The following is a 19,172-nucleotide window of genomic DNA, read 5'->3' as shown; positions in this document are numbered from 1 at the left end:
CATGACCAGGCCGCTGGGCGCGATCACCCGGGGCACGACCAACCCCAACCGGCTGCGCCGGGTGGACAACTTCATCGCGTACCGGTGCGGCGGGCTGCTGACGGCCGCGGACCGGCCGCTGGTCGTGGACCTGGGCTACGGCGCGACGCCGATCACGGCGATCGAGCTGCGCGCCCGGCTGGCGGCCGCGGTCCGGCCCGACGTCGCGGTGGTCGGGCTCGAGATCGATCCGGTACGGGTGGCCGCGGCGCAGCCGTACGCGGACCCGCCCCGGCTCGAGTTCCACCGCGGCGGGTTCGAGCTGGCCGGCCTGCGCCCCGTGGTGGTCCGCGCGTTCAACGTGCTGCGCCAGTACGCCGAGGACGAGGTGGCCGACGCCTGGCGCACGATGACCGCCACCGGCGCGCTGCTGGTCGAGGGCACCTGCGACGAGCTGGGCCGGATCGCGACGTGGGCGGTGGTCGGGGCGGGGGTGCCGCAGACTCTCACGCTGTCCGCCCGGCTGTCCGATCTGGACCATCCGGCGACGTTCGCGGAGCGGCTGCCCAAGGCGCTCATCCATCACAACGTGCCGGGGCACCCCGTGCACGACCTGCTCGCTTCGCTGGGTACGGCGTGGGAGGCGAGCGCCACACCGTTCGGGCCGCGGCAGCGCTGGCTCGCGACCGTCGAACGGTTCCGCGCGTCCTGGCCGGTGCTGGACGGGCCGGCTCGCTGGCGCCGCGGGGAGCTGACCGTGCCCTGGCCACAATAGACATCGGGCCGGCCTCCGAACGGAGACCGGCCCGAATGCCTCGGGGGGTTACTTGATGGTGACGTTGAACATCGGGTCCGCGGCGACCTTGCGGAAGGCGGCGAGGCTGCTGGCGGTCGAGTCCACCGAGATGTCACGGTCGCCCTCGTTGTCGGCCTTGGTGTCGAAGTAGACGACGGCCTTGACCTTCGGGTGCGCGGCGAGCTCCGGGATGACGGTGTTGAACGCCGGCGCCTTGTCGACCTTCACCGTGGTGCGGTGGTACATGCCCCACTCGGCGACCATGATCGGCTTGGTGGGGTGGTTGGTGACGGCCCAGTCGTACCAGCCGAGGCCGCCGCCGCTGGGCTGACGGTCGAGGATGTCGCCCATGTCGCCGTAGTGGTAGTAGCCCTTCTCGACGCTGACGTACGAGTCCAGCCCGACCCAGTCGACGACGTCGTCACCGGGGTACAGGTCCTTCCACCACGACTGGGCCATCCACTTCTCGTTGCCCATGTACGCGACCACGTTGACGGCGTTGGTGACCCCGTTGGCCCGCAGCCGAGTGATGACGTGGCGGTACATGGCCGCGTAGTCCTTGGCCGTCATGCCGGAACCGGCGGTGGCGTTGACGTCGTTCTCCGGCTCGTGGTGCAGGGCGAGGAAGAACTTCTGGGTGCCGTAGTTGTTCTTCACGTACGTCGACCACGCGTCGATCCGCGCGTCCTGGCCACCGGCGGCGACCTTGGCCCACGTGGTGCCGTACGCGACCTTCCAGTTGAGCAGCAGCACCCGCGGGCGCGCCGGGTCACGGGTCATCGCGATCTCGGACTTGGTCGGGAACAGCTCGTTGCCCTTGTGGTACGTGTGGAAGATCGTCGCGGTCCGCCCGGTGAGCGTCTCCCAGTCCTTCAGTGCCTGGTCGCGTGGGGTGTCGGTGAAGCCACCGGCCGCCCCGCCCCAGAGCACGCCGCACGACGGTACGAGCAGCGCGTCGGTGACGCAGCCGGTCGCCGGCGCGGAGGTGGTCGGCGGAACCGTCGTCGGCGGAACCGTCGTCGGCGGGACGGTCGTGGGCGGGACGGTGGTCGGCGGAACCGTCGTCGGCGGGACCGTCGTCGGCGGAACCGTGGTGGGCGGAACCGTGGTGGGCGCGGTCGTCGGCGGCGTCGTCACCGGGGCCTTGGTCGTCGGGGCCGTCGTCGGGGTGGTCGTCTTCTTGACGACCGTGAGGCGCAGCTCGGGGCCGCCGCCGGTGGCGTCGCCGTACTCCAGCGAACGCACCCGGGTGACGCCCGCCGTCGACGCCGACTTCAGCGCGAACGCGTACGTGCCCGACCTGGTGACCACCTTGGACAGGTCGAAGCTGACGCTGGTGTCGGTGACCTTCGGCTTGACCGACAGCAGGGCGGAGCCCAGCTTCGGCGCGTTCGAAGCGGTGAGGGTCTTCTCGGACCAGGCCGACGACACGGAGTAGAGGGTCAGCGTCGCGGCGACCGGCTTGCTCTCCAGCGGAAGCCGCAGCTCCGCGCCGGCGACCGTGGCGCCCGTGGCGACCTTGGGTGCGAACTTCACATAGGACAGCCGCGTCTCGCGGCTCTCCGTGCCGACCACGAGCTTGTCGGCCTGGCCGAAGTTGGTCGTCTTACGCGTGCTCGACGTGTACGCATCGTCCGTGCTGTAGACGCTCACCGTCTCGGTCGTCGTCGCCGCATTGGCCGTGCCGCTCAGCGCGAAGCCCGCGCCTGCGGCCACCACGCCGGTCACGGCGACGCCGATGATCCCCCGCCTGCCGTTCACCAGATTCCCCCTGTATGTCAATGAATCGCTGTCTGACATCAGGTTCGACAGGGGCGGGTGCCACGGCGGCGAGCGTTCGGGTGCAGCCCAGGTGCCACCGCCGGGACGGTGGGCAGGCGGCAGCGGAGGCGGGGAATGAAGGGCTTTCCGGCCGGATCCGCGACGCCGGCCGGGCATGAAAAAGCGCCGCCGGACCGTGGTCCGGCGGCGCTTCTCGTTCGGTACGGCTACCGCTACGTGTTGGCGGCCTCGGCGAGGACGAGCCGCAACGCCTCCAGCAGGAGGTCGGAGGTGAACGGCTTCTTGACGAGCAGGGCGTCCTGAGGGATCAGCCCCTTGCTGACGGCGATGTCCTTGGGCAGGCCGGAGATGTAGACGACGCCCATGTCGGGACGCAGCTCCCGGCACCTGTCAGCCATCTCGCCGCCCGAGACGCCGGGCAGGCCGAGGTCGGTCACGAGCACCGCGATGGGTCCGGGGTGGTCCTGGCAGACCGCGATGGCCTGGTCGGCGTCGCCGGCGACCAGCGTGGCGTAGCCCCGCCGCTCCAGCATGCGCCGCATGATGTCGCGCAGGTCCTCCTCGTCGTCGACGACGAGGACGGTGGGACGCTCCCGCTGATCCTCCGACATGTGAGCCTCCTCCAGGCTGGTGCCGTTCACGCTATCGGCGTGCCGGGGGCCGGAGGGCGGCTTTCACGGTTTCTCTCAGAGCGTCAGGCGCCACTTGTCCAGGACCCCCACGGCGGTCCCGAAGGTGTCTTTGACCTGCAAAGACCACTTTCCGTTGCGGGGCGTACCGGACAGGTCGATCGGGTACGTGTGCGCCAGATCGGCCGCCCTGTCTGCCTTGCTCGCCCCCTTGAGCGTGTACCGCACACCGGCCGGGCTGGTCAGCGTGACGACCAGCGACCCGCGGTACGCGTGCTTCACGGTCACCCCGACCGTCGACGCGGCCGAGGCCGTACCGGAGCAACCGGCGACCGTCTTGGTGCTGGTGGCCCTACCCAGCCTCGCGATCGTCACGTCCGTGCCCGCCACGAACGGTCCGCAGGCGCTCGCCGGTGCGGGCTGGACGACGGTCTCGGTGTTCAGGAAACCGGTCTGGAGCAGCCGGTTGACGGATCCGCTGCCCGGGCTCGCGACCTTGCCCTGGACCGCCTTCCCGACGAGCGCGGCGGTGATCTCCGCCGGCGACCAGGCCGGGTGGGCCGCCGCGACGAGGGCCGCCGCGCCCGCCACGTGCGGGGTCGCCATCGACGTGCCGCTCATCATCGTGGTGGCGGTGTCGGACGAGGAGCCGGCCGAGGTGATCCGTACGCCGGGACCGAAGAGGTCGAGGCAGGAGCCGTAGTTCGAGAACGAGGCGCGGACGTCCGTGCTGTCCGTCGCGCCGACCGTGATCGCGGCCGGCGCCGACGCCGGCGAGTAGTTGCAGGCGTTCCGGTTGTCGTTGCCCGCCGCGACCGCGTAGGTGACCCCGGCGACGATCGACTTGGCGACGGCCGAGTTCAGCGCGGAGCTGACCGGGCCGCCGATGCTCATGTTGGCCACGGCCGGCTTCACGGCGTTCCGCGTCACCCAGTCGACGCCCGCGATGATCGCCGAGTACGACCCGGAGCCGGTGCAGTCGAGCACCCGTACGGCGACGAGCTTGACGTCCTTCGCCGCGCCGTACGTGCGCCCGCCGATCGTGCCGGCGACGTGGGTGCCATGGCCGTTGCAGTCCTGGGCGGTGGCGTCGTTGTCGATGAAGTCCCGGCCGTAGCTCGCCCGGCCACCGAACTCCTGGTGGGTGATGCGCACCCCGGTGTCCAGCACGTACGCGGTCACCCCGGCCGCGGACCGGTACGTGTAGGTCTTCGACAGCGGCAGCGACGGCTGGTCGATCCGGTCCAGGCCCCACACCGGGCCGGTCTGGACGTCGGCGAGGCGTACGGTCGCGTCCTGCTCGACGTAGTCGACGGCCGGGTCGGCGGCCAGGCGCCGGGCCTGCAGCGCGGTCAGGCCGGCGTGGAAGCCGCGTACGGCGGAGGAGTAGTCGGCGAGCACGCTGCCGCCGTAGCGCCGGCTGAGAGCGCGGGAGCTGCCGGGAGCGCTCGAGGGCTTGAGCACCACGATGTAGCTGCCGGTGATGGCGCCCGTGGCCGCTGCCCGTACGCTTCCCAGGGGCAGGGCTCCGGGCGTACCGGCGAAGGCGGTGCCGGACACGCCGGTCACGGCGGCGATGGTGGCCGCACCGGCCGCCAGGGCCCGGCGCACCGCACGGCGACACCCGTCGTTGCTGGTCATTCGGGGGTTCCTCCTCGTCCGGCCCGGCCGGCGACGGAAGTCACTCGGGAAGCAGGCATGCCGGCGGTCGTAGGGGGAAATCGTGAGAAGAACGCAGAGCCGCAACGGGACCGCACCGGTTGCGCGTTGGTTGCAGCGCGCCGGATCGGCACCTCGGTGCTAAGTCCACCGGACGGCGGGCCGAACTACCCGCTGTCGGGCCCGCTTGCACCGCCACCGAGCAAGGAGAGCGTTATGACCGCCGTGCTGTCGCCCCAGATCGTCGTCGCCCCGTCACTGACCGAGCGCTGCGACAGCTGCGGCGCGGCCGCGAAGCTGGAGATCGCCCTCGCCAGCGGCGGCAACCTGGCCTTCTGCGGGCATCACGCCAACAAGTACGCCGGCCGGCTGGCCCCGATGGCCGCGAAGGCCACCCTCGAGGACGGTTTCGAGTGGGCCGGGCGGTCTCCGTCGGCGTGACCCCTTGACCCCATCCGCCGCGATATGATCGATCCCTCACGCTTGGGCCGATAAGCCCATATTTAGAGGGGTTTCTCCGGTGCAGATGGCGGCGCAGGACGTGGGCAGGCTGTCCCGGCTCGCGGCCGGATGCGCCGGCGCCGCGGTGGCCGCCGCCGGTGTTCTCGGCCTCGTCACACCGTCCGTCCGCACCGCCCCGCTCCTCACGTCCAGCCCGGCCGCCGCGCTCAGCGTCGCCGGGCTGGCGCTTTTCCTGCTCGCACCCCGCCGGAACGCGCCCGCCGTCCGGGTTACCGCGTACGCGCTCGCCGGGGTTTCCGCCGTGCTCGGGCTGGCCGCGCTGCCCCGGCACCCGGCCGCCGGGGTGGCGACCCTGCTCGCGGCGCTCGCCCTGCTCTGCCTGGACCTGCGCGTACGCCGCCGGCCGGGACACCCCGTGCGGTACCGCGTCGCCGACCCCCTGCTGGCCGGGGCCGCCGTCATCGCCCTCGTCGCCCTGGTGCCCCGGATGTTCGCGCCCACCTTTCCCGGCGGGCGGGGCCCGGACAGCCTGATGTCGCCGCACCACGCGGGGGCGCTGCTGCTCCTCGCCGTGGGCACGGTGCTGGCGCGGCCCGAGTCGGGTCCGCTGCGGACGGCCGCCGCCGGCCCGGGCGTGAAGGTCCGCCGCACGCTGCCCGCCGTCATCGCCGTACCCGTGGTCGCCGCGCTGGTGAGCGCGCTCGCCGTGCGTACGGGCATCAGCCGGCCGGCGGCCGCCATCAGCACCGGCGCGGTCCTCGCCGCGCTCGCGGTCCTGGCCCTGATCGGCTTCCTGGTCCGGTCCCTGGAGGGGGCCGACCGCCAGCAGCGGGAGCTCGTGACGGAGCTGCACGAACGGCGCGACTTCGCCGACACGCTGCTGCAGTCGATGAACGAGGCCGTCATGGTGCTCGACGCGAACTACCACGTCATCGACGTGAACCGGCGCTGGCGTGAGCTGACCGGCCACGAGGAGGCCCCGGGACCGCCGGGACCGGCGCAGGTGCCGCCGCCCGGGACCGGGGACTGGCTCGTCCGCCGCGCCGACGGGACGGACGTGCCGGTGCTGGCCACGATGGCAGCCATCCCGGACGCCGACGGCCGGACCCGCGGCTACGTCGCCACGTACGTGGACATCACCGACCGCAAACGGGCCGAGGACGAGCTGAGCGAGCGGGCGGCCGAGCTGGAGACCAGCAACGAGCGGCTGCTCGAGGCCAACGCCCGGCTCGAGGCGGCGCTGACCTTCAAGAACGACCTGACCTCGATGCTCACCCACGACATGGCCCAGCCGATCAGCTCGATCGCGAGCCTCGCCGAACTGCTGCACGCGGACTACACCGACCTGCCCGACGACATCCGGGTCGAGCTGGTCGAGAAGATCGACCGGAACACCCACCGGCTGATCAAGATGATGAACGACCTCCAGCTGCTGTTCCGGCTGGACACCGGTGCGGTCACGGCGCGGCGTACGCCGGTCCCGGTGCTGGAGGTCGTCACGTCGGTGACCGCGGAGCTGGACTGCGCCGAGGACGTGGGCGTGACGGTGCCCGACGACGTGTCCGCACTCGCCGACCGCCAGCACGTCTGGCACGTCGTCCGGAACCTGCTGATGAACGCGCTCGCGTACGGCGAGGCCCCGGTGCAGGTCACGGCGGCCCGGCACGACGACACGGTGATGCTGGTGGTGCAGGACGCCGGGGCCGGCATCCCGGAGGACCTCGTACCCAAGCTCTTCGACCGGTTCATGCGGGGCGCGGGCCTCGGATTGTTCATCGTGCGCCACCTGGTGGAGGCGAACGGGGGCTCGGTCCGCTATGAGCGGGCCGAGCCCCGGGGTGCGCGCCTGATCGTGATCTGGGAAGCCGCCTCGGTGTAGGCGGCCGGCGACGCTACCGGTCGTGGGCGCTGCCGCGCTCCTCCTCGTGGATGATGCCGTCGCCGCGGCGGCCGCGGGCACCCATCACCTTGCCGCCCATCCTGGCCGAGGCGGCCGTCTGCCGGCCCGTCACGGCGCCCGCCGCCCCTCCGCTGATGGTGGGCCGGCCGGTGATCCGGCGGCCGGGCGCCAGGACGTCGTCGAGATCGTGCGGGTCGGAGATGCCGGGCGCCGAGGTGATGTCGACGTTCGTGCCGGCCATGGGGGTGCCGAGCGGCGCGGTGCCGGCGTTCGGGCGTACGGTGCCGAGGCCGTCCGGGCGGGCGTTGCTGAACTCGCCGGCGCTGGTGCCCCAGCCGGCGCCGGGCTGGGGACGGCCGCTGCGGGCGCGGGCCGCCACGGAGGCCGGTGAGGCCAGGCCGGCCGACATGGCCTTCGAGCTGGCGCCGCCGAGCGGGACGGCGTCGCCGAGCTTGCCGGCCTCGATGAGGCTCTTGAAGGCGTTGAGGTCGTTCTTGAGCCGCTTGCTCAGCGTCTCCTGGGCGTGCCGGTCGCTGGGCAGCAGGAACGCGACGTCGGCCTCCAGCTGCGCAACGATCTGCGTCCGCGTCTCGCCCATCGGCCGCAGCGTGATGGTCTCCGACAGCGACGGGCCTCCGACCGCGGTCCAGGCCACCCGTTCGTCGAGGGAGCGTTCGGTGATCCGGGCGTCGAACTCGCACCGGTCGCCCTCGACGTCCATGACCCAGTGCGCCCGGTCGGTGCCGATCGGGGTGACCTGCTCGACGCCGGTCATGAAGCGCGGGTAGTTCTCGAATGCCGCCAGCTGCTCGTACACGGCGTGCAGCGGTGCGCTGATCTCGACGGCCTGCTGAACCATACTCATCGCATCTCTCCCATGCTGACGTGCGGCTATGACAGAGAGTACGTAGGCGAATACGTGCCGCGTTCGGTTTCGGCTCAGACCCGGCGCAGGTACTGCCACTGGCCGACCTCGGCGGCGTACCGGGCGTCACTGGCGGCCACCATCGCCACACCGGCACCGCGCAGCATCGCCACCACCCGGGGCGACGGACTGCGCCACGCCTCGCTGATCTCGACCACCGTGCCGGTCGACCGGCAGGCCGCGGCGAGGGCGCCGAGCACCGCCGGGGTGACCGCCGAGTCGTCGATGCCGACCTGCGCGAGCAGGCTCAGCGGGCGGGCCAGCTGCACCGGGGCGTACCGGGAGGCGCGCTCGATGCCCTTGATCGTCGCGGTCACGGCGACCTCCGCGACCTCGTCCGGGGTGACCCGGCCGGCGGCGAGCAGGGACCGCACCTCGCGCGGGGTGGCGGGCCCGGTGGCGAGCGGCAGGCGGGACACGGCGACCGAAACCGCCTCGAGCTGCCCCAGGTCGGCGGGCCAGGCCAGCCAGCCGTCCGGCTGGACGACCTCGACCTCGGCCGCGACGCGCAGGGTGAGCTCCGTACGCTGCCGGGCCCGGCGGACCGCATCGGCGTACGCGGACAGCCACGAGGTGTCCGGGCCGACCTGGTCGGCGAAGGTCAGCGAGGTCAGGCCGGCACGGTCCGCGGCGGAGACGACCACGCCCACGCTGTCCCGGCCGGCGGCGAAGCCGGTGTGCACGTGCGCATCGGTACGCAGATCCAGCGCGGCCGCGGGCGCGGCGAGGGTGGTGCCGTCCAGGACCGATTCGAGCTCTGCACCCACGATGACTCCCCGACCGCTCTGCGAGAAGGACGAGCTCCTCCCGCCCTCGCAGTTACAGTGCGGCCCAGGTGTTGTGGGCCGGGGCCGCGCCAGGTGCATTCCGGGTGCGTGCTACAGCTTGAATCCGCCGATGAGCGTCCGCAGCTCCTCGGCCGTACGCGCCACCTCGTCGCTGGCCTGACGGGTCTGGGTGACGCCGTGCACCGCGGAGGCGCTGGCGGTGGCCACGTCCGAGATGTTCGTGGCGATCCGGCTGCTGCCGGAGGCGACCTCACCGATGCTGCGGCTCATCTCCTCGGTGGTCGCCGTCTGCTCCTCCACCGCGCTCGCGATGGTGGTCTGGAAGTCGTTGATCTTCGCGATGACCTCGCTGATCCGGCCGATCACCTCCACCGCGCCGGTGGTGTCGCCCTGGATCGCGGCGACCCGGGCGCCGATGTCCTCGGTCGCCCGCGCGGTCTCCTGGGCCAGGTCCTTGACCTCGCTCGCCACCACGGCGAAGCCCTTGCCGGCGTCACCGGCCCGGGCCGCCTCGATGGTCGCGTTGAGCGCCAGCAGGTTCGTCTGCTCGGCGATCGAGGTGATCAACTTGATCACGTTGCCGATCTCCGCCGACGACTCGCCGAGCTGCCGGATGGTCTCGGTGGCCTGCGCGGACTCGGTCACCGCGACGCCCGCGATCTGCGCCGCCTCGGTGGTGTTGCGGGAGATCTCGCGGATGCTCAGGCCCATCTCTTCCGAGCCCGCCGCGACGGTCTGCACGTTGCGGGAGATCTCCTGCGCCTCGTGCGACGCCGAGGAGGTCTGCGCGTCGGTGTCGCGCGCGGCGTCCGCGATCTGCCCGGCCACCGCCGACAGCTCGGTGGCGGCGCTGGCGAGGGTCTCCGCGTTCTGCCCGATCGTGGTCATCGACCGGTGGATCGACTCCATCGCGGAGTCCATGCCGGCCGCCATCCGCCCGATCTCGTCCCGGCTCCGGATGCCCGCACGCCGGGTCAGGTCGCCCGCGGCCAGCGCGTCCACGACCTCGCCGAGGCGCCGCACCGGGCCCAGGATCGACCGTGCCAGCGGTATGGCCATCCCGATGAGCAGCAGCAGGCAGACGACCACCACGATGCCGGTGATCAGGCGTGCGCTGGACGTCGTCGTGTCCATGTCGGCACGTTCCCGGTCGGTCGCGGCGGCGACCTTCTCGTTGAGGGCGCCCAGTTTGTCGTCGACGGCGTGGTTGCGTTCGGCGATCTGGTCGATGTTCGCCCGGGCGGCCCCGCCGGGCGACCCGGCCTGGCGGGCGAAGTCGGTGATGAACGTCCCGAAGGCGTCGACGTCGGGCCGGATGCCGGCGAACTCGGCCGCGAGGTCGGCCGGCAGGCCGGCACCCTCGACCGCCTCGGCCGCCTCGGTGGCCGAGGCCACGTCGTCGGCGACGTCCTGGGTGACGTCCTGGGCCAGCGCCGCCCGGTACGCGTCGACCTTCAGCTCGCTCTGCCGGGTGTCGAGGTGGTTGAGCGCGGCCAGCCCGGCCTCGAGCCCGCGTACCCGGTCCGCCTGGTCCGCCAGCCGATCCTGGGACACCCAGGACACGACCGTCAGCACGAGCAGCCCGACGACACCGGCCGCGACGATCAGCGCGAGCCGCTTGGCGATGCCCATTTGCGTCAATCGGGACATGCAAGTCTCCCTCAGGGGTCAGCATGGCGGGGCGGGCTGAATGCATTCGTCACGCCGGTTCCGCCCGTCGACTCCTTATTTTTCCGGCCATTCCGGGCTCCGGACGCCGTTTTGCGGGTTTTGCCGTAACCGTTCCGTTCGCCCGACGCGCGCCGGACCGTTCCGAAGGGAATCTCGATGAAGCGCCGACATCAGCGCAGCGCCCTCGCCCTGCTCACGGCCGCCGGCACGCTGGGCGTCGCCGCGCCCGCGGTGGCCGCACCGGCCGCGACGGGCACGGTGGTGACCGGCGGCACGCCGCTCAACACACGCAGCGGCCCGTCCGCGACCAGCCCCCGGATCGGCACCGTCGAGAACGGAGCGACGGTGTCCATCGTCTGCCGGATCGCCGGTCAGTTCATCAGCGGGTCGGTGTCGAACACGGGCCACTGGGACCGCTTGGCGGACAACAGCTACGTCTCCGACGCGTACGTCCGGCGCGGCGACGCCGAGATCCCGAAATGTGCCGCCACGACGCCGATGCCGGCGGTGACCGGCTCGTGGATGCTTCCCGTTCCCGCCGGTCTGGTGAGCGGCTTCCGCACCCGGCAGCGTCCCGCTCACGACGGCGTGGACCTCGGCGCGACCCGCAACACCGCGATCCGCTCGGCGAGCGCCGGCACCGTCATCCGCGTGGTCTGCAACGTCTCCCGGGGCACCTGCGACGTCGACGGCAACAGCTCCCTCCGCGGCTGCGGCTGGTACGCCGAGGTGCAGCACGCCGGGAACGTCGTCACCCGCTACTGCCACATGGTCCGGCGCCCGTCGGTGACCGTGGGGCAGACCGTGGCGCGCGGCTCCATCCTCGGCTACGTGGGGACCTCCGGCGCCTCGTCCGGCCCGCACCTGCACTTCGAGGTGCACGCGGGCGTACCCGCGACGAGCGCGAACGCGATCAGCCCGGTCGCTTTCATGCGGGCCCGCGGGCTGACGATCCGCTGAATCGACGAAGGGCCGGCTCCCGGGGGAGCCGGCCCTTTCGGTCGTCAGTCGCTCTTCTGTGGACGGTCGAGCATCTCGGTCAGCGCGCGGACGGCCGCATCCGTCGGGGATGCCGCTTCCCGGTTGACGTCCCGCAGTTCCTGGTACACCTCTTCGCGGTGCACCTGGACGTCCCGCGGCGCCTTGATGCCGATGCGGATGACGTCGCCGCGCGCCTCGAGCACGGTGACGACGACGTCATCGCCGATCATCACGCTCTCGCCGGCCTTCCTGGTCAGCACGAGCATCGTGGCAGCCCCTCACTCCATCCGTGGACAGGACACCTGCCGCGCCGAGGTTCAGTAGTCCTTGCGCATGATGGCGCGGACCGGCATGTTGCTGCCGTTGAGGACGACCTGCATCGCGCGGCGCGAGTCCCGGTCGACGACGATCGGGGCGAGCAGGTTCGCCGTGGTCTCGTTGACGCCGGCGGTGATGACCACCATGAGCAGAAGCCGGTCGGGGTCCTTGGTGTTCAGGGCCGCGAAGACCTCGTTCTCGATCTCGGGCGCGTAGTCCGGGAAGAACGGCTCCGGCGGCGCGACGAGGAAGCGGAGCTCCGGGTCGTCGATCGACGTGAACGCGTACAGGAGACCCTCGTCGTTCAACCGGACCAGCACGAACTGCCGGTGCGCCGGGAAGCCGGGCATGGGGACAGCCATCTCGATGATCGGCATGTCCAGCTCGGTGTCGGTCATGGAGGCCCCAATCGGTCGGGACGCGGTGCGAGTACTCATGGTCACCTCAGGAAGTCGATGAGCGAGGGCTGGATCACCTTTGCCGAGGCGGCCAGAGCCGCCTGGTACGAGGTCTGCTGGAGCTGCATGTCCATGATGGTCTTCGGCAGGTCCACGTCCTCGACGTCGGACAGCTGAGCCGTCACGTCCAGCAGCCGGTCTTCCGCGGACTGCTTCATCTGCGTAACCCGATTATATCGGGCGCCTACCTCCGAAAGAGTGTTTTTCAGGTTATTCGCCGCGGTATCCAGCGCCTCCAGTCCCGACGCCAGAGCCGTCGTGTCGTTGGACTTCAGCGCGGCCGAGACGTCATCGAGGATCTTGAACACCGAGGTGTTCCCGTCGCCGAACGCGGCCACCCCGTCGGCGTCCACGCGGATCTGGGAGTTCGGCCCGATGGTCCGCGTGACGCCGTCCTGGTTGCCGACGAAGACGCCGGCGTCGTCGAACGCCTTGGTCTGCGTCGTCGTCCCGCCGAACACCGGGCGGTCCAGGTACGTCGTGTTCGCGTACCCGATCATCGAGTCCTTGATCTGGTCGATCTCAATGGCCAGCGCGTTGCGCGACTCGGGGGTGTTCGAGCCGGAGTTGAGACCCTGCAACGTGAGCGACCGCGCGCGCTGCACCAGCGTCGAGGCGCTGGTCAGGGTGCCGTCGAGGGTGCTCAGCCAGCCGAGCCCGTCGTCCGCGCTGCGCACGTACTGGTTGTTGGCGCGCGTCTCGCCCCGCAGCTGCATCGACTGCAGCGTGCCGTTCGGGGAGTCCGACGGGCGGTTGATCTGCTTGCCGCTGGAGAGCTGCTGCTGGATCTTCTCGCCCCGCTGGATGTTGCGCTGGAGATTGGCGAGCACCCGTGTGTGGATGCTGCTCTCGGTGACCCTGTTCGCCATGTCAGTCCTTACCTTCCGACCAGGCCCGTACGGTTGATGAGCTGGTCGAGCATCGAGTCGATCGTGGTGAGCACCCGGGAGGCGGCCTCGTACCCGCGCTGGTACGTCAGCAGGTTCGTCATCTCCTCGTCGAGGTTGACCCCGGACTCCGCCTCGCGGGCGGCGTCCACCTGCGCGGTGACGTTGACCTGGATCTCGCTGCGCCGGGTCGACGTCTGCGCGTTGACCCCGAGGTCGGCGATCATGTCCTGGTAGACGAGGTCCGGGCTGCCCACCTTGGTGGCGGTGCCGGCGAGCGTGGTCGCCTTCGACCCGTCGTTCGTGCCGATCGGGTTGCCGCCGACGTCGAGCTTCGGCGTACCGTCCGGGTTGGTCTCGTTCTTGGCGGAGATCGCGACGTCCTTGGGGTTCGTGATCGCCACGGTGATGTTCCGCGCGTACCGGCCCGTGGAGAAGTCCCCGGTGAAGAAGTCGGTGCCGGCCGTGCCGTCGGTCTTGTACGCCGACGTGGTCGCCGCGTTCACCGTGTCCACCAGAGTCTTGGCCACCTTGTCCAGCTTCCCGGCCATGCCGGGCAGGATCGTGGTCATGGTCTCCACCATCGAGCCCAGCCTGCCGCCGGCCTGCACCACGTCGCCGGTGTCGGCCCACGTGAGCCCGGCCGACTTGGTGCCGTTGGCGGGATCGGCGTTGTAGTCGCGCTGAGCGTCCAGCGTGGAGACGCCCGCGGTGGCCGTCATCGGCCGCGTCGTCGTCCGGTTCACCAGCAGGGCGTTGCCGACGTACACGTCCATCGAGCCGTCGTCGCGGACCGAGGCGGTCGCGCCGACCAGCTCCGACAGCTTCATGACCGCCAGGTCGCGGCGGTCCTCGAGCTCGTTCACCACGACGCCGGTCGCCTTCGCCTTCACGATGGAGTCGTTGAGCTGGGCGATCGTGCCGGCCGCAGTGTTCACCTCGGTGGCGTACTTGGTGAGCTGGGTGGCGTTCGCCGACCACTGCGAGTCCAGCGCGCCGTAGGCGCTGTTCAGCCCTTCCGCGACGACGCTGCTCTGCTGCAGCAGCGCGGACCGGGCGGCGACGCTGGTCGGCTCGTCGCCGACGTCGCCCCAGGCGGCCCACATGTCGTGCATCTGCGCCTGCAGCGCGGTGTTGCTCGGCTCGGAGAAGACATCCTCGAGCGACGTGTACGCGGCCGCCTGGTTGGACAGGTAGGCGCTGTTCGCGTGCTCCGTACGGCCGCGGTTCTCCAGGTACTGGTCGCGGAGCCGCTGCACGTCGCTGACCGCCACGCCGGTGCCGAGGCCGTCGGTCGTCGCCCAGCGCACGCCCACGGTCGAGCCGACCTGGGCCTGCATGTCGACCCGCTGGCGGGTATAGCCCTCGGTCGTCGCGTTCGCGATGTTCTGGCCGGCCACGTCGAGGCCGCGGCGCTGCGCGTACAGCGAGGTCAGCGCGGTGTTGATACTGCCGAAGCTGCTACCCATCAGATTGCCTCGTCCACCAGGCTCGGGCGGCGTACTCCGCCGCTGACGGTTTTGCCCTGCGGGCCGTACGTTTCCACTGTTCCGGCGAACGCGAGCATCGTTTCGCGAGCCGCGCGCTGGCCGGCCGTGAGCAGGTCCCGGTTGGCCTCCGCCATGGTCCCGATCTCCTGGGTCAGGGTCAGGAACGCCTTACGGTGCTGGTGCAGCAGGTCCGACCACGGCGGGGGCGCCGCGTCGGCGAGCTGACCCAGGGACGCCTCCGCCGGCAGGCCCAGCTCGAGCGCGACGGCCTGCGCGTACGCCGCACGGGCCACCTCGGTCTGCCGGATCTGGTCCAGCACCACCTCGACCTCGCGGGTGGCGTGCGCCAGCCAGCGGGAGCGGTTGGAGGCCAGGAGCAGTTGCTCCTCCTCGAGCTTGAACAGGAGAAGCTCCAGCAGCTCCCGCGCCCGCCACAGGACGCTGGACAGGTCGGTCAGGCTCACCCGGTCCTCCGTCTTCCTCATGCGGGACGGCCCGGACGGCGCGTTCCCTGTTCATCCGGACAGGTCGGCACGGCCGGTGGGTCTCTGAGGGGTTTCCACCCGGTAGCAGGCCGGAGATCTGGCAATCGCCCGAAAAGCCCGAAGAAATTTCGCAGACTGCTCATGACCGGCGGAGGACCGCCGATCTGACTGGCGCAACGCCAACGGCTTACGGATGAGCCGCCACGGACCCGCACTCAAGGAGGAAACACCATGGGTCTCCGCATCAACCAGAACATCGCCGCCCAGAACGCCTACCGCAACCTGTCGGTCACCGACGGCCAGATGTCGAAGTCACTGGAGAAGCTGTCCAGCGGTTTCCGCATCAACCGCGCGGCCGACGACGCGGCCGGCCTCTCGATCTCCGAGGGCCTGCGTTCGCAGGTCGGTGGCCTGAAGGTCGCCGTCCGCAACGCCCAGGACGGCATCAGCGTCGCGCAGACCGCTGAGGGTGCGCTCAACGAGGTCACCTCGATCCTGCAGCGCATGCGTGACCTGTCCGTGCAGGCCGCCAACGGCGGTTCGCAGGACCCGTCCGCCAAGGCGGCGGCGCAGAAGGAGTTCGGTCAGCTCAACAAGGAGCTCGACCGGATCGGCAGCACCACGTCGTTCGGCAAGTCGAAGCTGCTCGACGGCTCGTTCGGCAAGGCCAACGAGGTCACCGGCGTCGCGACGACGACGGACGTGGACACCACCCAGGGCATCAGCTTCGCGATCAAGAACATCGGTGGCGTGGACCTGACCGCGGCCGGCACCACCGACGGCATCGTCGTCACCGTCCCGGCCCCCGGCGCGGGTGCCAGCACCAAGGACATCACCGACGCTCTCAACGCGGCGGTGAGCTCCGCGGTGAAGACGGCGGCGGCGCTGCCGGCCAACGCCGGTACCGAGATCGCCAAGCTGACCGGCGACGAGATCACGTTCAGTGCCAAGACCGACGGCACGAACGGCTTCACGATGACCGCCTCGGGCACCAAGACCTTCGAGCTGGGTGCGGACTCCGCCGCGGCCGGTCTCGAGCTGGGTGACCTGGGCATCACGCCGGCCGCGAGCTCGGTGAACGCTGGGGCGAGCAACGGCCAGTTCCAGGTCGGCGCGAACCGCGGCGAGACGATGGACATCTCGATCGCTGCCATCAACTCCACCGAGCTCAAGACCAAGGACCTCAGCCTGGAGACCCCGCAGGGTGCTCAGGACGCGATGGAGGCCCTGGACTCCGCGATCTCGAAGGTCTCGGACCAGCGGGCCACGCTCGGTGCGTTCCAGAACCGGTTCGAGCACACGATCAACAACCTGAACGTCTCGGTCGAGAACCTGTCCGCGTCGGAGTCGCGTATCCGTGACACCGACATGGCGCAGGAGATGGTCGCCTTCACCCGCAACCAGATCCTGACCCAGGCCGGCACCTCGATGCTGTCGCAGGCCAACCAGGCCTCGCAGAACGTTCTGTCGCTGCTGCGCTAACCGATTCGCTACCGACAACCTCTAACCGAATATCACTCACAACCGAATAGGTGGGGGTAGCTGGCAGACGGCGCCGGCTACCCCCGCTTCACATCTGTACCCGGCAAGGAAAGTAGGCGCACCGTGGTCAGCTCGATCGACGGCCTCGTCAGTGGGCTCAGCACCTCCTCCATGATCAGCTCGCTGATGCAGGTGGAGGCGGCCCCGCAGACCCGGCTCAAGGCCAAGGTCTCGGCCGCCCAGTCGGTGGTCTCCGCGTACCAGTCGGTGAACTCGAAGGTCGCCTCGCTGCAGACCGCGGCCGACTCCCTCAGCCAGCTGAGCACCTGGCGCGCGGTCAAGCCGACCTCCAGCTCCACGTCCGTCACCACCACCTCGACGGGCGGTACGGACACCGCGACGGGTGCCGTCAAGTTCTCCGTGAACGCCCTGGCCACCGCGCAGGCCGGCACGATGCGGGTCAACACCGCCACCGTCACGAACGCCGAGGGCAAGCAGGTCGCGGCCGACATCCTCCCGCCCGAGACCACCGAGCTCAAGATCCGGACCGGCGTCTGGGTCCAGGCCGTGGACGGGCAGGGCAACCCGCAGGTCGACGGCAACGGCGACCCGGTCTGGGCGAGTCAGGGCAAGGAGGTCACGGTCCCGATCACCGACCGGACCGCCAAGGGCGTGAGCGCGGCCATCAACGGCGCGGGCGCCGGCGTGAAGGCCACCCTGGTGAAGATCGGCGAGACCGAGAGCGTGCTCCAGCTCAACGGCATGAGGACCGGCGCGGACAACGCCTTCCAGATCATCGGCCTGGACGCCGCGGCCAGCTCCGACGGCAAGGGCGTCATCACCACGACCGAGGCCGCCAACGCCAAGATCACCGTGGGCGACCCCGACAACGGCGGCTTCAGCCTCGTCAGCACCACGAACACCTTCACCGGCCTGATGCCCGGGGTGTCCGTCACGGTCAGCAAGATGGAGAACGACGTCACGATCACGTCGGTCTCGGACGCGGCCGGCATCGCCGCCAAGTTCCAGGCCCTGGTCGACGCCGCGAACGCCACGCTCACCGAGATCGGCGCCCAGACGGCGTACAACCCGGAGACGAAGAAGGGCTCGCCGCTCACCGGTGACTTCTCCGTCCGGCAGATGAGCTCCGCGATCCTCAGCACCATCAGCCAGGGACTGTCGTTCCGCCGCGAGGGCGCCCCGCCCGCGCCCACCGGTGCGGACGCCACGCCGCAGGCCCTCGCCGACGACCGCGCGGCCAACGTCGTGAACTTCGGCGCGCTGAGCCAGCTCGGCGTCGCCCTCGACTCGACCGGCAAGCTGACGTTCAAGGCCGATCAGTTCATCGCGAAGTACAACAGCGACCCGGACGCCGTTCAGGCCGCCGGCATCGCCTTCGCCGACAACTTCGAGGCGCTCGCCAAGACGCAGACCGCCAACGTCACCTCCGCCGTCACCGGGCGGAAGACGCTGATCGACTCCATGAACTTCCAGATCGACGACTGGGACGTCCGGCTCGCCGCCAAGCGGGAGGCGCTGCAGAAGACGTACTCCGGCCTCGAGACCGCGCTGAGCAAGCTCAACTCGCAGTCGTCCTGGCTCTCCGGCCAGATCGCGAGCCTGGGCTGACGCCCCGCCTGACCGCCGCCCACGGAATCCGCCCATTCCTGAGCAAAGGGAACTGATGACCTCTCCGCTGAACCGCTACCTCCAGGACTCCGTGAATACGGCCTCCCCCGGCAAGCTCCTGGTCATGCTCTACGACCGCCTCGTCATGGATCTCTTCCAGGGTGAGGAGGCGCTGCGCACCGGCGACCGGGAGCAGGCCAACGACAAGCTGAACCACGCTCAGGAGATCATCCTGGAGCTGCGTACCACGCTGGACGTCGACGCCTGGGCCGGCGCTCCCGGCCTGGCCAACCTGTACGGCTTCCTGCTCACCGAGCTGATCGGCGCCAACATCGCCCGCGACGCCGACCGGGTCGCCGCGTGCCGCGCGCTCGTCGAGCCGTTGCGCGACGCCTGGCGGGAAGCGGCCGCCGCAGCGGCGACCCATCCCGCACCTGTTGCCTGACGCGAGTGATGATGACGGAGAGCGAGGTGGGGACAGGGTGACCAACGCCTGGCGAGATGCCTGGACCGCCGCGCTCGACGACCTCGAGCTGGACGTGGCCGCCACCGAGGCCATGCTGGCCGACGCGCGCCGCCACGCCGAGACCCCGCCGGCCGACCTGTGGAAGCCGCCCACCGACCTGGGCGCGCTGCCGCTCGAGCTGCGCCCGCGGGCCGACGAGATCCTCACCCGCCAGCTGGCGGCCGCGCAGGAGATCGCCCGCCGGCTCACCGCCACGCGGGTCCAGCAGGCCATGACCAGCCGGATCGAGACCGGCGAGGCGGTCAAACGCCCGGTCTACCTCGACTGCGCCATGTGAGGTAAGCCCCACCGCACCGGCCCGGGCCCCCCGAGGGGGTTCCGGGTT

At 70.8% G+C, this 19,172-nt stretch carries 19 protein-coding genes; 8 read left to right on the top strand and 11 right to left on the bottom strand.

The window, feature by feature from the left end:
• Position 1 precedes the first annotated feature (1 nt).
• Positions 2-754 carry a class I SAM-dependent methyltransferase gene (locus IT780_RS06105; protein ID WP_199510406.1) on the top strand — a complete coding sequence of 251 codons (753 nt, stop codon included), beginning with the start codon at positions 2-4 and terminating at the stop codon, positions 752-754.
• Positions 755-802: 48 nt separating this feature from the next.
• Here the strand turns inward: IT780_RS06105 and IT780_RS06100 are convergent, their stop codons facing one another.
• The 3 genes from IT780_RS06100 to IT780_RS06090 all read right to left on the bottom strand — a co-directional run bounded on the left by IT780_RS06100 (position 803) and on the right by IT780_RS06090 (position 4,827).
• Complete coding sequence (locus tag IT780_RS06100) at positions 803-2,536, bottom strand: CBM96 family carbohydrate-binding protein (protein WP_307831060.1); 1,734 nt, start codon at positions 2,534-2,536, stop codon at positions 803-805.
• 233 nt (positions 2,537-2,769) lie between these two features.
• Positions 2,770-3,168: a response regulator gene (locus IT780_RS06095; protein WP_199510404.1), complete on the bottom strand. Its 399-nt coding sequence runs from the start codon at positions 3,166-3,168 to the stop codon at positions 2,770-2,772.
• A gap of 75 nt (positions 3,169-3,243) precedes the next feature.
• Positions 3,244-4,827, bottom strand: a complete 1,584-nt coding sequence (locus IT780_RS06090; RefSeq protein WP_199510403.1) for a S8 family peptidase — start codon at positions 4,825-4,827, stop codon at positions 3,244-3,246.
• A 234-nt stretch (positions 4,828-5,061) separates the two neighbouring features.
• Here IT780_RS06090 and IT780_RS06085 point away from each other — a divergent pair, with 234 nt between their 5' ends.
• A complete protein-coding gene (locus tag IT780_RS06085) occupies positions 5,062-5,286 on the top strand; it encodes a DUF7455 domain-containing protein (RefSeq protein WP_199510402.1) in 225 nt (74 codons plus the stop codon).
• 85 nt (positions 5,287-5,371) lie between these two features.
• Entirely contained in the window at positions 5,372-7,186 is a 1,815-nt protein-coding gene (locus IT780_RS06080) for a sensor histidine kinase (protein WP_199510797.1), read from the top strand.
• 13 nt (positions 7,187-7,199) lie between these two features.
• Here the strand turns inward: IT780_RS06080 and IT780_RS06075 are convergent, their stop codons facing one another.
• From IT780_RS06075 to IT780_RS06065, 3 genes are all read right to left on the bottom strand, one after another.
• The gene (locus IT780_RS06075; RefSeq protein ID WP_233412265.1) at positions 7,200-8,072 is read right to left on the bottom strand and encodes an SRPBCC family protein; all 873 of its coding nucleotides are present in this window, start codon (positions 8,070-8,072) and stop codon (positions 7,200-7,202) included.
• A gap of 74 nt (positions 8,073-8,146) precedes the next feature.
• Positions 8,147-8,899 (bottom strand): hydrolase, encoded by a 753-nt coding sequence (locus tag IT780_RS06070; protein ID WP_199510401.1) that lies wholly within the window; start codon positions 8,897-8,899, stop codon positions 8,147-8,149.
• A gap of 111 nt (positions 8,900-9,010) precedes the next feature.
• Positions 9,011-10,570, bottom strand: coding sequence for a methyl-accepting chemotaxis protein (locus IT780_RS06065; protein ID WP_199510400.1), 1,560 nt, complete (start codon positions 10,568-10,570; stop codon positions 9,011-9,013).
• 177 nt (positions 10,571-10,747) lie between these two features.
• Here IT780_RS06065 and IT780_RS06060 point away from each other — a divergent pair, with 177 nt between their 5' ends.
• Positions 10,748-11,551 carry a peptidoglycan DD-metalloendopeptidase family protein gene (locus IT780_RS06060; protein ID WP_199510399.1) on the top strand — a complete coding sequence of 268 codons (804 nt, stop codon included), beginning with the start codon at positions 10,748-10,750 and terminating at the stop codon, positions 11,549-11,551.
• 44 nt (positions 11,552-11,595) lie between these two features.
• Here the strand turns inward: IT780_RS06060 and csrA are convergent, their stop codons facing one another.
• From csrA to flgN, 5 genes are read right to left on the bottom strand one after another with little or no spacing between them, the layout of a single operon-like run.
• Positions 11,596-11,838 (bottom strand): carbon storage regulator CsrA, encoded by a 243-nt coding sequence (gene csrA / locus IT780_RS42560; RefSeq protein WP_199510398.1) that lies wholly within the window; start codon positions 11,836-11,838, stop codon positions 11,596-11,598.
• Positions 11,839-11,889: 51 nt separating this feature from the next.
• Positions 11,890-12,288, bottom strand: a complete 399-nt coding sequence (gene fliW / locus IT780_RS06050; RefSeq protein WP_199510397.1) for a flagellar assembly protein FliW — start codon at positions 12,286-12,288, stop codon at positions 11,890-11,892.
• 41 nt (positions 12,289-12,329) lie between these two features.
• Entirely contained in the window at positions 12,330-13,217 is an 888-nt protein-coding gene (gene flgL / locus IT780_RS06045; RefSeq protein ID WP_199510396.1) for a flagellar hook-associated protein FlgL, read from the bottom strand.
• Positions 13,218-13,225: 8 nt separating this feature from the next.
• A complete protein-coding gene (flgK, locus tag IT780_RS06040; protein ID WP_199510395.1) occupies positions 13,226-14,704 on the bottom strand; it encodes a flagellar hook-associated protein FlgK in 1,479 nt (492 codons plus the stop codon).
• The gene (gene flgN, locus IT780_RS06035) at positions 14,704-15,189 is read right to left on the bottom strand and encodes a flagellar export chaperone FlgN (protein WP_199510394.1); all 486 of its coding nucleotides are present in this window, start codon (positions 15,187-15,189) and stop codon (positions 14,704-14,706) included. Before flgN ends, flgK begins: the two co-directional genes overlap by 1 nt.
• A 252-nt stretch (positions 15,190-15,441) precedes the next feature.
• Between flgN and IT780_RS06030 the strand changes: the two genes are divergently transcribed.
• From IT780_RS06030 to IT780_RS06015, 4 genes are all read left to right on the top strand, one after another.
• The gene (locus IT780_RS06030; protein WP_199510393.1) at positions 15,442-16,692 is read left to right on the top strand and encodes a flagellin N-terminal helical domain-containing protein; all 1,251 of its coding nucleotides are present in this window, start codon (positions 15,442-15,444) and stop codon (positions 16,690-16,692) included.
• Between the two features lie 123 nt (positions 16,693-16,815).
• A complete protein-coding gene (gene fliD, locus IT780_RS06025) occupies positions 16,816-18,321 on the top strand; it encodes a flagellar filament capping protein FliD (RefSeq protein ID WP_199510392.1) in 1,506 nt (501 codons plus the stop codon).
• 55 nt (positions 18,322-18,376) lie between these two features.
• The gene (fliS, locus tag IT780_RS06020; protein ID WP_199510391.1) at positions 18,377-18,766 is read left to right on the top strand and encodes a flagellar export chaperone FliS; all 390 of its coding nucleotides are present in this window, start codon (positions 18,377-18,379) and stop codon (positions 18,764-18,766) included.
• A gap of 37 nt (positions 18,767-18,803) precedes the next feature.
• Positions 18,804-19,124 (top strand): hypothetical protein, encoded by a 321-nt coding sequence (locus tag IT780_RS06015; protein ID WP_199510390.1) that lies wholly within the window; start codon positions 18,804-18,806, stop codon positions 19,122-19,124.
• The last annotated feature ends 48 nt before the right edge of the window (positions 19,125-19,172 follow it).

This window comes from Nucisporomicrobium flavum (genome assembly GCF_016464385.1).
Classification (GTDB): Bacteria; Actinomycetota; Actinomycetes; order Mycobacteriales; family Micromonosporaceae; genus Actinoplanes; species Actinoplanes flavus_A.
Note: the sequence above shows the minus strand (reverse complement) of the source record. Positions and strands in the feature narration are given on the sequence as shown.